Origin of the sequence: Streptomyces sp. NPDC048352 (assembly GCF_040651895.1) — a bacterium.
Classification (GTDB): Bacteria; Actinomycetota; Actinomycetes; order Streptomycetales; family Streptomycetaceae; genus Streptomyces.
In genome coordinates, this window is sequence record NZ_JBEZKZ010000007.1 from 134,799 (window position 1) to 145,797 (window position 10,999).

The 10,999-nt window shown below is 73.5% G+C and carries 11 protein-coding genes; 6 read left to right on the forward strand and 5 right to left on the reverse strand.

Annotated features, from left to right (window positions below):
- Nucleotides 1-439: 439 nt before the first annotated feature.
- Genes AB0D45_RS06650 through AB0D45_RS06660 form a run of 3 tightly spaced genes read left to right on the forward strand, consistent with a single transcriptional unit; the run spans nt 440 to nt 2,489 of the window.
- Complete coding sequence (locus AB0D45_RS06650; protein WP_361602813.1) at nt 440-1,348, forward strand: NUDIX hydrolase; 909 nt, start codon at nt 440-442, stop codon at nt 1,346-1,348.
- Nucleotides 1,345-2,190, forward strand: coding sequence for an MBL fold metallo-hydrolase (locus AB0D45_RS06655; RefSeq protein ID WP_362455598.1), 846 nt, complete (start codon nt 1,345-1,347; stop codon nt 2,188-2,190). The genes AB0D45_RS06650 and AB0D45_RS06655 overlap by 4 nt, the downstream gene beginning before the upstream one ends.
- Nucleotides 2,187-2,489 (forward strand): hypothetical protein, encoded by a 303-nt coding sequence (locus AB0D45_RS06660; protein WP_362455600.1) that lies wholly within the window; start codon nt 2,187-2,189, stop codon nt 2,487-2,489. Before AB0D45_RS06655 ends, AB0D45_RS06660 begins: the two co-directional genes overlap by 4 nt.
- Nucleotides 2,490-2,495: 6 nt before the next feature.
- On the opposite strand, the gene AB0D45_RS06665 is transcribed toward AB0D45_RS06660, so the two are convergent.
- Nucleotides 2,496-3,299 (reverse strand): nucleotidyltransferase domain-containing protein, encoded by an 804-nt coding sequence (locus AB0D45_RS06665; protein WP_361602822.1) that lies wholly within the window; start codon nt 3,297-3,299, stop codon nt 2,496-2,498.
- 120 nt (nt 3,300-3,419) lie between these two features.
- Nucleotides 3,420-4,094: a Crp/Fnr family transcriptional regulator gene (locus tag AB0D45_RS06670; protein ID WP_007264960.1), complete on the reverse strand. Its 675-nt coding sequence runs from the start codon at nt 4,092-4,094 to the stop codon at nt 3,420-3,422.
- A 286-nt stretch (nt 4,095-4,380) separates the two neighbouring features.
- On the opposite strand from AB0D45_RS06670, the gene nth reads away from it, so the two are divergent.
- From nth to AB0D45_RS06685, 3 genes are all read left to right on the forward strand, one after another.
- Nucleotides 4,381-5,208 carry an endonuclease III gene (gene nth, locus AB0D45_RS06675; protein ID WP_362455611.1) on the forward strand — a complete coding sequence of 276 codons (828 nt, stop codon included), beginning with the start codon at nt 4,381-4,383 and terminating at the stop codon, nt 5,206-5,208.
- A gap of 311 nt (nt 5,209-5,519) precedes the next feature.
- Nucleotides 5,520-6,236 carry a CoA pyrophosphatase gene (locus tag AB0D45_RS06680; protein ID WP_362455603.1) on the forward strand — a complete coding sequence of 239 codons (717 nt, stop codon included), beginning with the start codon at nt 5,520-5,522 and terminating at the stop codon, nt 6,234-6,236.
- Between the two features lie 13 nt (nt 6,237-6,249).
- On the forward strand, nt 6,250-7,452 hold the full coding sequence (locus AB0D45_RS06685; RefSeq protein ID WP_361610621.1) for a MarP family serine protease: 1,203 nt from the start codon (nt 6,250-6,252) through the stop codon (nt 7,450-7,452).
- Nucleotides 7,453-7,833: 381 nt separating this feature from the next.
- Here the strand turns inward: AB0D45_RS06685 and AB0D45_RS06690 are convergent, their stop codons facing one another.
- The 3 genes from AB0D45_RS06690 to nhaA are packed head-to-tail and all read right to left on the reverse strand — an operon-like array spanning nt 7,834 to nt 10,760.
- Nucleotides 7,834-8,793 (reverse strand): alpha/beta hydrolase, encoded by a 960-nt coding sequence (locus AB0D45_RS06690; RefSeq protein ID WP_361610617.1) that lies wholly within the window; start codon nt 8,791-8,793, stop codon nt 7,834-7,836.
- Nucleotides 8,790-9,248, reverse strand: coding sequence for a phage holin family protein (locus tag AB0D45_RS06695; protein ID WP_362455605.1), 459 nt, complete (start codon nt 9,246-9,248; stop codon nt 8,790-8,792). Before AB0D45_RS06695 ends, AB0D45_RS06690 begins: the two co-directional genes overlap by 4 nt.
- A 54-nt stretch (nt 9,249-9,302) precedes the next feature.
- Complete coding sequence (gene nhaA / locus AB0D45_RS06700) at nt 9,303-10,760, reverse strand: Na+/H+ antiporter NhaA (protein WP_362455607.1); 1,458 nt, start codon at nt 10,758-10,760, stop codon at nt 9,303-9,305.
- Nucleotides 10,761-10,999: the final 239 nt, after the last annotated feature.

Sequence of the window (10,999 nt, forward strand, 5' to 3'; positions counted from 1 at the left end):
GAGCCCCTGCTGCGACGCGGCCCTGGCACCGCCGAGCGCCGACGCGCCTTCCCGGGCCTGGCTCCGCGTGGCTGGTGCCGGTGGTCGGGTGCGGGTGGTTGGCCGCTGCGCGGGCTAGCCCCTCCCCGCCCTTCACCCGTTCTCGCCCTCAAGCGCCGGGCGCGGCTACGGACACGCGCTACCGCGCCCGCGCCTCGGTACGTCGGCGCCACCTCTAGCCTCGCCGGCGTTTGAGGCGCGGGGTCTGGGGCGGAGCCCCAGGGAACGGGCGAAGGGCGGGTAGGGGACCCAGCCCCGCGCAGCGGCAGGGCTGCAGAACGGCCCGGGCAGGGCAATGGCTCCGCACCGCCCGGCCCGGGCAGCGGTGAGGGGCACGGTCCGCCCGGCCAGGGCAGGGGCGGGCCTCGAACATCGGGCCGGATGGCCGTAGCATCCGGCCATGCCGAATGGTCAGCACGGTCAGCCGTCGCCCGCCCAGCCGCCCGCCGGAGGCCAGTGGTACCCCCCGGAGTGGCCCGACCGCATCCGCGCGCTCGCGGACGGGGCCCTCGTCCCGGTGGAACCCAGACGCGCCGCCACCGTGATGCTGCTCCGCGACACCCCCGCCGGCCCGGCCGTGCACATGCTGCGCCGCCGCGCCTCCATGGCCTTTGCAGGCGGCGCGTACGCCTACCCCGGCGGCGGCGTCGACCCCCGCGACGAGGACCGCCGCATCGGCTGGGCCGGACCCGGCCAGGAGCTCTGGGCCGAGCGCCTCGGCACGGACGCCGCCACCGCCCAGGCGATCGTCTGCGGTGCCGTACGGGAGACCTTCGAGGAGGCCGGCGTCCTGCTGGCCGGGGAGACCCCGGACACGGTCGTCGGAGACACCACGGGCGACGACTGGGAGGCCGACCGCGAGGCGCTCGTGGCGCGGGAGCTGTCCTTCGCGGAGTTCCTGGAGCGCCGCCGCCTGCTGCTGCGCTCCGACCTGCTCGGGGCGTGGGCCCGCTGGATCACCCCCGAGTTCGAGCCCCGCCGCTACGACACGTGGTTCTTCGTCGCCGCCCTCCCGGAGGGCCAGCGCACCCGCAACGCCTCCACCGAAGCCGACCGGACCGTGTGGATCCGCCCCGCCGACGCCGCCGCCGGTTACGACAAGGGCGAGCTGCTGATGATGCCGCCGACCATTTCCACGCTGCGCTCCCTGGAGCCGTACGCGAGCGCCGCCGACGCGCTCGCCGCGGCCGGGGCCCAGGACCTCGCCCCGGTGCTGGCGCAGGCCGCGCTGGAGGACGGCGTACTGGTCCTCAGCTGGCCGGGCCATGACGAGTTCACCAAGCGCGTGCGCCCGGGAGGCCCCGCATGACCGATGCCGCAGCCCTCCCCGGACAGCCCCGCGGGACCGTCGTCTCCGGGCCGGCCACCGCCCGCGCGGTCAACGTGCTGGCCCCCAACGCCTCGGCCATGACCCTCGACGGCACCAACACCTGGCTCGTCTCGGAACCCGACTCCGAACTGGCCGTCGTCATCGACCCCGGCCCCCTTGACGAGGGCCACCTGCGGGCCGTCATCGCCACCGCCGAGCAGGCCGGCAAGCGGATCGCGCTCACCCTCCTCACCCACGGCCACCCCGACCACGCCGAGGGCGCCGGCCGCTTCGCCGAGCTGACCGGCACCAAGGTCCGCGCCCTCGACCCCGCGCTGCGCCTGGGCGACGAGGGCCTCGCCGCCGGTAACGTGATCCGCACCGGCGGTCTGGAGCTGCGCGTGGTGGCCACGCCGGGGCACACCGCCGACTCGCTCTGCTTCCACCTGCCGGCCGACCGGGCCGTGCTGACCGGCGACACCGTCCTGGGCCGCGGCACCACCGTCGTCGCGCACCCCGACGGGCGCCTGGGCGACTACCTGGACTCCCTGCGCCGCCTGCGCTCCCTGACGGTGGACGACGGCGTCCACACGGTGCTCCCCGGCCACGGCCCGGTCCTGGACGACGCGCAGGGGGCGGTGGAGTTCTACCTCGCCCACCGCGCGCACCGCCTCGCCCAGGTCGAGACGGCCGTGGAGAACGGGTTCAGCACCGCCGAGGCCGTCGTCGCGCAGGTCTACGCGGACGTGGACCGCTCGCTGTGGCCCGCGGCCACGTGGTCGGTGCAGGCGCAGCTCGAGTACCTTCGGGATCACGGACTGATCCCGGGGGGACCTGAATGAACACGCTTTTCCTGCTGCTCGCGCTGCTGGCGACGGCGGGCTGGATCACGTCGACGCTGAACCTCAAGGTGCGGGCCCTGGAGGACAAGGCCGACCGGCTGGAGCGCCGGCTGGGCCGGGTCCTGGACCACTTCGGCATCGAGGAGCCGGAGCCGGCGGGCATGGACCGGGTGCGCGCCCTGGTGCGGGACGGCCGCACCGTCTCGGCGATCAAGCTCTACCGGCAGATCACGGGCGCGGGCCTGGCGGAGGCCAAGCGGGCCGTCGAGTCCCTGGAGCCCGCCGCCCCCAAGGCCTGACACCCCCTAGCCGCGTGGCGACTTCGTGCCGAGCCGGGCCGTGAACTCGTCCGCGAGCCAGGGTCCGAGGTCGTCGAGGTACGCGCGCGCCACGGCCGGGTCCTCGGTCGGGGCCAGCGCCACCACGGCCGCCCGGCGCAGTTGGGCCGCCCGCTCGGGGTAGTAGCGGCCGAAGACCTCCGCGGACTCGGTGAGGTCGCTGGTCCAGCCGCCCCACCGGGGCATGACCAGCGTGAAGGCGGTCCGCACCAGGTGCCGGGAGAAGAACCGGTTCATCCTCCGGAACTCCGCGGGCTCCGAGGCGGCCTCGAACCGGGCCCGCCATCGCGGGAGCAGGGCGGCCAGGTCGCCGTTGGCCTCCCGGGCGAGCGTGCTGTCCGGGCGGTAGCGGGGCAGGTGCTCGGCCAGGTCGTCGCCGAGCAGCGGGGTGCACAGGCAGGCCAGGAACCAGCCCAGGTCGTAACGTTCCTGCTCGCTCAGCAGCCGTTCCTTGCCGTACAGCAGGATGCCGACGCCGTCGATCTGCGGGAAGTCCTCGTCGAGCCCGCGCCCCAGTACCTCGGCGGTGTCGCGGTCCTCGTCGCCCGGTTCCCGGTGCAGGGCGATCAGCAGGTCGAGGTCGCTGAGCCCCGGCCGGGCCGTCCCGCGCGGTACGGAGCCGTAGAGGTAGGCGCTGTGCAGCCGGGGTCCGTACGCGTCTGCGGCGCGGGCGCGCGCCGCCGCGACGGGCTCCGCGAACGCGGGCTGGATCCGCCCGAGGGACCCCTCCCGCTCGAAGTAGCCGTCCGCGTCCAGCCCTCTGCGTTCCATGGTCCTACTCTGCACGCCGCCGGGCAGGGAGCGCAGGTACGTTCCGCCCCGGCCGGACCGGTGCGCGAAGGGCCCCGTCCGCACCCGGACGGGGCCCTTCCGCGGCGTTGGCCGACGCTGTCAGCGCGAGCGCTTGGCGAGCCGCTCCACGTCCAGCAGGATCACGGCACGGGCCTCCAGGCGCAGCCAGCCGCGGCCCGCGAAGTCGGCGAGCGCCTTGTTCACGGTCTCGCGGGAGGCGCCGACGAGCTGGGCCAGCTCCTCCTGCGTGAGGTCGTGCACGACGTGGATGCCCTCCTCCGACTGCACGCCGAAGCGGCGCGACAGGTCGAGGAGCGCCCGGGCGACACGGCCGGGAACGTCGGAGAAGACCAGGTCGGACATCTGGTCGTTGGTCTTGCGCAGGCGCCGGGCGACGGCGCGCAGCAGCGCGGTCGCGACCTCGGGCCGGGCGTTCAGCCACGGCTGGAGGTCACCGTGGCCGAGGCCGAGGAGCTTGACCTCGGTCAGCGCGGTGGCGGTAGCGGTACGGGGGCCCGGGTCGAACAGCGACAGCTCGCCGATCAGCTCGCCGGGGCCGAGGACGGCCAGCATGTTCTCGCGGCCGTCGGGGGAGGTGCGGTGGAGCTTCACCTTGCCCTCGGTCACCACGTACAGCCGGTCGCCGGGGTCGCCCTCGTGGAACAGGGCGTCGCCGCGCGCGAGGGTCACCTCGGCCATGGAGGCGCGGAGCTCCGCGGCCTGCTCGTCATCGAGCGCCGCGAAGAGCGGGGCGCGCCGCAGAACGTCGTCCACGAGTCTCTCTCCTATGTCGACCAGCCAGTGGGGACCGCTCCCCATTTTGCCGGACGGCTCAAACAGTGCGATCAATCACAAGGATGCCGGACGGATGGGCGTGCTGTGCGGCGAGAGGCCAATCGGGGTCGTGTTACCTGAGGTCCGGGCGGGTGTCGGCGCCCGGCCTTAGGCTGGCCGGGTGTCCAACAAGCCGGTGAGAGCACAGGCCAAGGGGTCCGCAGGAGTGACGGTGAGCCAGAATTCAGCCGGGGGCGAACAAGCCCCTGTCGCGGCGTCCGAAAAGGTGCGACCTGCCCCGCTGGGCAAAGGTTCGGCCAAGAAACAGGCGGCGCCGAAGCCGGAATCGCGCCTGGCGATGGTCCGCCGGGCCCGCCGCATCAACCGCGAGCTCGCGGAGGTGTACCCGTACGCCCATCCGGAGCTCGACTTCCGCAATCCGTTCGAGCTCCTGGTCGCCACCGTCCTGTCCGCGCAGACCACCGACCTGCGCGTGAACCAGACGACCCCGGCCCTCTTCGCCGCCTACCCGACCCCCGAGGACATGGCGGCGGCCGTGCCGGAGCGGCTGGAGGAGATCATCCGGCCGACCGGCTTCTTCCGGGCGAAGGCGAAGTCGCTGCTCGGCCTCTCCCGGGCCCTGCGCGACGACTTCGGCGGGGAGGTCCCGGGGCGGCTGGAGGACCTCGTCACCCTGCCGGGAGTCGGCCGCAAGACGGCCAACGTGGTCCTCGGCAACGCCTTCGGGGTCCCCGGGATCACCGTCGACACCCACTTCGGCCGACTGGTGCGCCGCTTCAAGTGGACCGAGCAGGTGGACCCGGAGAAGGTCGAGGCGGAGATCTGCGCGATCTTCCCCAAGAGCGAGTGGACGATGCTCTCCCACCGCGTCGTCTTCCACGGCCGCCGCATCTGCCACGCCCGCAGGCCCGCCTGCGGTGCCTGCCCGATCGCCCCGCTCTGCCCGGCCTACGGGGAGGGCGAGACGGACCCGGAGAAGGCGAAGAAGCTCCTGCGGTACGAGAAGGGCGGCCAGCCGGGCCAGCGGCTCTCCCCGCCCCCGGACTACCCGGGCCTGCCCGCCCCGCCGCTGGGAGCCCGTACGGAGCCCTGAGCGCGGGCGGCGGCAGGACCGGGCGGCCGGTGCCCCGCGGAGGCGACAGCGGCGGCCACGGGCCGGCAGCGGGCGGCTGCGGCGGCAAGGGGCCGGCGGGGCAGGCAGCCGGGGCGGCCCAGGGCGCCGGGGCAGCGGCCGGGGCCGGCCGGCGACGGCAGCCGGGGCGGCCCAGGGGCGCCGGGCGGCGGCCGGGGCGGCCAGGGGCGCGCGGCGGGCGGGCCCGCGCCCCCACGGAACGAATCGGGACCCGGACCGCGTTCAGCGGTGTGGGAGACGGCGGCGACAGAAGAATGCGGACAGGGGTGCCCATGACGCGCGGTACGCAGGACGAGACCACGGCAACGGCGCGCGGGGCCGACGGCCCGGCCCTCACGACGGCCGGCCTGCCCGCGTGGCTCGACCCGGTCGTGACGGCCGCCCGGACCGTCCGGCCCCGCCAGCTCAGCCGCTTCCTGCCGCCCGAGGACGGCCGGGGCCGCCAGTCCGCCGTGCTGATCCTCTTCGGCGAGGGCCCGCGCGGCCCGGAGCTGCTGCTCCAGGAGCGCGCCGGCAGCCTGCGCTCGCACGCCGGCCAGCCCTCCTTCCCCGGCGGCGCGCTGGACCCGGAAGACGGCGACCCGCACACCACCGGCCCGCTGCGCGCCGCGCTGCGCGAGGCCGAGGAGGAGACCGGCCTGGATCCGGCGGGCGTCCAGCTCTTCGGGGTGCTGCCCCGGCTCTACATCCCGGTCAGCGAGTTCGTCGTGACCCCGGTGCTGGGCTGGTGGCGCGAGCCCTCGCCGGTCGGCGCGGTCGACCCGGCGGAGACGGCCCGGGTCTTCACGGTGCCCGTGGCGGATCTCACGGACCCCGCGCACCGCGTCACCGTGGTCCATCCGCGGGGGCACGAAGGGCCCGGCTTCACCGTGGAATCGGCCCTGGTCTGGGGCTTCACCGCCGGAGTGATCGACCGGATCCTGCACTTCGCGGGCTGGGAGCGACCGTGGGACCGCTCACGTCACGTCCCGCTCGACTGGCACGCATGAGACGGTGACCCTCGTGAACGTGCTGGACATCCTGTTGCTCGTCGCCGCCGTGTGGTTCGCGATCGTCGGCTACCGCCAGGGGTTCGTCGTCGGCGTCCTGTCGGTGATCGGCTTCCTCGGCGGTGGCCTCGTCGCCGTGTCCCTGCTGCCCCTGATCTGGGACCGGGTGACCGACAACGGCACCCAGGTGTCCACCACCGTGGTGGTGATCGCCGTCGTCGTGATCATCATCTGCGCCTCGATCGGACAGGCGCTGACCACCCATCTGGGCAACCGGCTCAGACGCCACATCACCTGGTCGCCCGCCCGCGCGCTGGACGCGACCGGCGGTGCGCTGGTCAACGTCGTCGCCATGCTGCTCGTGGCCTGGCTGATCGGCTCGGCGCTGGCCGGGACCTCGCTGCCCACTCTGGGCAAGGAGGTCCGCAACTCCAAGGTGCTCCTCGGGGTTTCGCGCGTGCTGCCCGCCCAGGCGAACACCTGGTTCTCGGACTTCAGCTCCACCCTCGCGCGCAACGGCTTCCCGCAGGTCTTCAGCCCGTTCTCGAACGAGCCGATCACCGAGGTGAAGGCCCCCGACCCGGCGCTGGCGCGCAGCGGAGTGGCCCAGCAGGCCAAGCTGTCGATCGTCAAGGTCGTCGGTACCGCGCCCAGCTGCAGCAAGGTCCTGGAGGGCACCGGCTTCGTCTTCGCGCCCGGCAAGGTGATGACCAACGCCCACGTCGTCGGCGGGGTCGTGGAGCCGACCGTGCAGATCGGCGGCGAGGGCAAGCTCTACGACGGCAAGGTCGTGCTCTACGACTGGGAGCGCGACATCGCCGTGCTGGACGTGCCCAAGCTGAAGGCCCCGGTGCTGGAGTTCACCGACCGGGACGCGACGAGCAGCAGCGACGCGATCGTCGCCGGCTTCCCGGAGAACGGCGCCTACGACGTCCGCGCGGCCCGTGTCCGCGGCCGGATCAACGCCAACGGCCCGGACATCTACCACCGGGGCACGGTCCGCCGCGACGTCTACTCGCTGTTCGCGACCGTGCGCCAGGGCAACTCCGGCGGCCCGCTGCTGACGCCCGAAGGCAGGGTGTACGGGGTCGTCTTCGCGAAGTCCCTCGACGACCCGAACACCGGCTACGCCCTGACGGCGGACGAGATCCGCGAGGACATCCGCATCGGGAAGACCGCCGACCGCCGGGTCGACACCCAGGGCTGCGCCCTCTGACCCCTGCGCCGCCGGGAGCGCCGCTCCCGGCGGCGTGATCGTTCCTACATCCGTGGATGGCGGAGCCGAGCCGATACCCAACGGGCGCGGCGGCGGAGGATGCGCGGGATCCCGAGCCGGGGGTCGTGGCCGTCCCGGCCGGTCCTGTCGTGCGTGCTCGGCGCCGTTGCCGAGCGGCGTTCGTGTGCGGTGTCACCGCGGTCGTGCGTCCAGCCCATACAACGAGCTGTGCCCGGGGTCCAAGGTCCGTAACCCCGTCCGGGGCGGCCAATTGGCCTATGCGCCGGGCAATTGAATGACCGTAAGACGGTCGTACGGGCCACCTGGCGGTTCGTCGGCAAGTCCGTCGGCGGGGCCGCACGGCAGCCCGCCGACGGGCCGTCAGCGGTCGGGCTCGGGGTCCTTGAGCCAGTTCACCAGCTCGGTGCTGAAGGCGGCCGGGTCCTCCTCGTGCGGGAAGTGCCCCAGACCGTCGAAGAGCCGCCAGCGGTACGGGGCTTCGACGTACTCGCCCGAGCCGGCCGCGCTGCGCGTGCGCATCACCGGGTCCAGCGAGCCGTGCAGGTGCAGGGTCGGGACGCGTACGGGGCGCTTCATCCGCCGGTAGAACTGGAGTCCGTCCGGGCGGGCCATCGACCGCATCATCCAGCGGTAGGGCTCGACCGAGCAGTGCGCGGTGGACGGGATGCACATCGCCCGCCGGTACACGCCGAGATCGGCGTCCTCCGGGAGCAGCGGCCCGGACCAGTCGCGGATCAGCTCCGCCACGAGCGCCCCGTCGTCGGCGACCAGCTGCCGTTCGGGGATGAACGGCCGCTGGAACCCCCAGACGTGCGAACTCGCCCGGGTCTGACCGAAGTCGGCCATCATGGCCGAGCGCCAGCGGCGGGGGTGCGGCATGGAGGAGACCACCAGGCGGCGCACCAGCTTGGGCCGCATCACGGCCGCCGTCCAGGCGAGGTAGCCGCCCAGGTCGTGTCCGACCAGGGCGGCGTCCGGCTCCCCGAGGGACCGTACGACCCCGGTGATGTCGAGCGCCAGGTTCGCGGGGTCGTAGCCGCGCGGGGTGCGGTCGCTGCCGCCCACCCCGCGCAGGTCCATCGCCACCGCGCGGTATCCGGCGTCCGCGAGGGCGGTCAGCTGGTGGCGCCAGGTCCACCAGAACTGCGGGAACCCGTGCAGCAGCAGCACCAGCGGCCCGTCACCGACCTCCGCGACGTGGAAGCGGGCGCCGTTGGCGGCGACGTCCCGGTGCGTCACCGCCCGCCCGTCGGGCAGGTCGAGCCGTACCGCCGAGGCGGCGGTGGGCGGAGTGCCGGAGTCGGCCGAGGGCGCTGTCATGAGGACGAGCGTGCCACACCCACAGCCTGGTCACTGAACGGACGCGGATGCGGCTTGACGGTTCCGACGAGCGCCGCGGTCTGCTTGACGGAGTCGATGGTCTTCACCGGCGGCTTGACCTTCTTGAACTTCGCCACGGCCAGCAGCCCGATCAGGCCCGCCAGCAGCCAGAACGCGCCGCCGACGATGAGGAAGGACCAGGCCAGGCCGAGCCCGAGATTGTGGATCCCGTAGGCCGCGGCGAAACTCAGTACGGGGAGGGAGAAGAGGACGAGCACGCCCGCGACGATCGCCGCGCCGCTGCCGATGCCCGCGCGCTTGACGTCCTGTCTGATCTCGACCTTGGCGAGCGCGATCTCGTCGTGCACCAGGGCGGACATCTCGGCGGTGGCGGAGGCGACCAGCTGCCCAAGGGTGCGCTCGGCTCCCGGAACCCCTTGGTCCACTGCGCTCATCTCTGTCTCCCTCTGTCGTCGGCTGTCGGCGGCTGTCCTCCGTCGTCACTCAGATCATGCCGGACGGTCGGCCCGGGTGCTGGATCCGCCCGCCGCTTCGCCCGTGGCCGCGTCCGTCCCACGGGCCTGCGCGAGCGCCACGGCCTCGGCCATGCGGCGGTGTTCGGCGGCCTTCTCCTCGTGGATCCTCGCCATCCGCAGGTGGTAGTCCGGGTTGTCCAGCTCGTAGATGTCCGGGATCCCGTCGCTGTCCTCGTCGCGCTCCTCGGCCTCGGTCAGCGCCCGGTACCTGCGGTTGCGCAGCTTGAGCAGGATGCTCGCGACGACCGCCGCGATGAGGGAGCCGATCAGCACGGCGGCCTTGACCTCGTCGGTGAGGACGGCGTCCCCCGCGAAGGCGAGTTCGCCGATGAGCAGGGAGACGGTGAAGCCGATGCCGGCGAGGGAGGCCACGGCGAACACGTCGGGCCAGGCGAGGTCCTCGTTCAGCTCGGCCTTGGTGAAGCGGGCGGCCAGCCAGGTGCCGCCGAAGATGCCGACCGTCTTGCCGACGACGAGGCCGAGCACCACACCGAGGGTCTCGGGGCGGGTGAAGACCTGGGCGATGGATTCGTCCGAAAGGGAGACCCCGGCGGAGAAGAGGGCGAAGAGGGGCACCGCCAGTCCGGCCGACAGGGGCCGCACCAGGTGCTCGATGCGCTCGCCGGGGGAGTGGTGCTCCCCCTCCTTGCGGGTGCAGCGGAGCATCAGGCCCATGGCCACGCCGGCGATGGTGGCGTGGACGCCGCTGTTGTACATCAGGCCCCAGATGACCAGGGCGAGCGGGACGTACACGTACCAGCCGCGGACGCCGGCGCGCAGCAGGAACCAGAAGAGGACCAGGCCGGCGACGGCGCCGCCGAGGGCCAGGAAGTCGAGCTCGCTGGTGAAGAACACCGCGATGATCAGGATGGCGAAGAGGTCGTCGACGACGGCCAGGGTCAGCAGGAAGGCGCGCAGCGCGGAGGGCAGCGAGGTGCCGATGACTGCGAGGACGGCGAGGGCGAAGGCGATGTCGGTGGCCGTCGGTACGGCCCAGCCGTCGCTCGATCCGTTCCCGAGGGCGTTGACCAGCAGGTAGACGAGCGCGGGCGCCGCCATGCCGCATACCGCGGCGATCACCGGGAGGGCGGCCGCCTTGGGATCGCGCAGGTCGCCCGCGACGAGTTCGCGTTTGAGCTCGATGCCGGCGACGAAGAAGAAGACGGCGAGCAGGCCGTCGGCCGCCCAGTGCTGGAGGGAGAGGTCCAGGCCCAGCGAGGAGGGTCCGATGTGGAAGGACCGGACGCTGTCGTAGCTTTCGGAGACGGCGGGGATGTTGGCCCACATGAGGGCGGCGATCGCCGATGCCAGGAGCAGGACGCCGCCGACGGTCTCCGTGCGCAGCGCGGCCGCGACGAAGCGGCGCTCGGGCAGCGAGAGGCGGCCGAGCAGCTTGCGGACCGGGGTGGGCGTGTGCGTGGGGGTGGCCACGGTGGGGAACCTCCGGGTGGTCGACGGCATGGCTCATGCAGTTGCCGACCAGACTTCCCGGCGCACCCAGAACTTCTCCGCGTCACTCTTGACGCTTCTTTTACTTTACAGGGCGCGCGCGGTCGCATCAGGTGATCTTCACCTTAAACGGACGGGGGGCGTGGCCGGCGGGGGGCCCCCCCCCCCCCCCCCCCACCCCGCGCCCCCCCGCCCCAAGAACCACGCCGCCAGCCGGGCCC

Coding starts and splice junctions, on each gene's coding strand:
- AB0D45_RS06650 (WP_361602813.1), top strand. CDS start 440: ATGCCGAATGGTCAGCACGGTCAGCCGTCGCCCGCCCAGCCGCCCGCC.
- AB0D45_RS06655 (WP_362455598.1), top strand. CDS start 1,345: ATGACCGATGCCGCAGCCCTCCCCGGACAGCCCCGCGGGACCGTCGTC.
- AB0D45_RS06660 (WP_362455600.1), top strand. CDS start 2,187: ATGAACACGCTTTTCCTGCTGCTCGCGCTGCTGGCGACGGCGGGCTGG.
- AB0D45_RS06665 (WP_361602822.1), bottom strand. CDS start 3,299: ATGGAACGCAGAGGGCTGGACGCGGACGGCTACTTCGAGCGGGAGGGG.
- AB0D45_RS06680 (WP_362455603.1), top strand. CDS start 5,520: ATGACGCGCGGTACGCAGGACGAGACCACGGCAACGGCGCGCGGGGCC.
- AB0D45_RS06690 (WP_361610617.1), bottom strand. CDS start 8,793: ATGACAGCGCCCTCGGCCGACTCCGGCACTCCGCCCACCGCCGCCTCG.
- AB0D45_RS06695 (WP_362455605.1), bottom strand. CDS start 9,248: ATGAGCGCAGTGGACCAAGGGGTTCCGGGAGCCGAGCGCACCCTTGGG.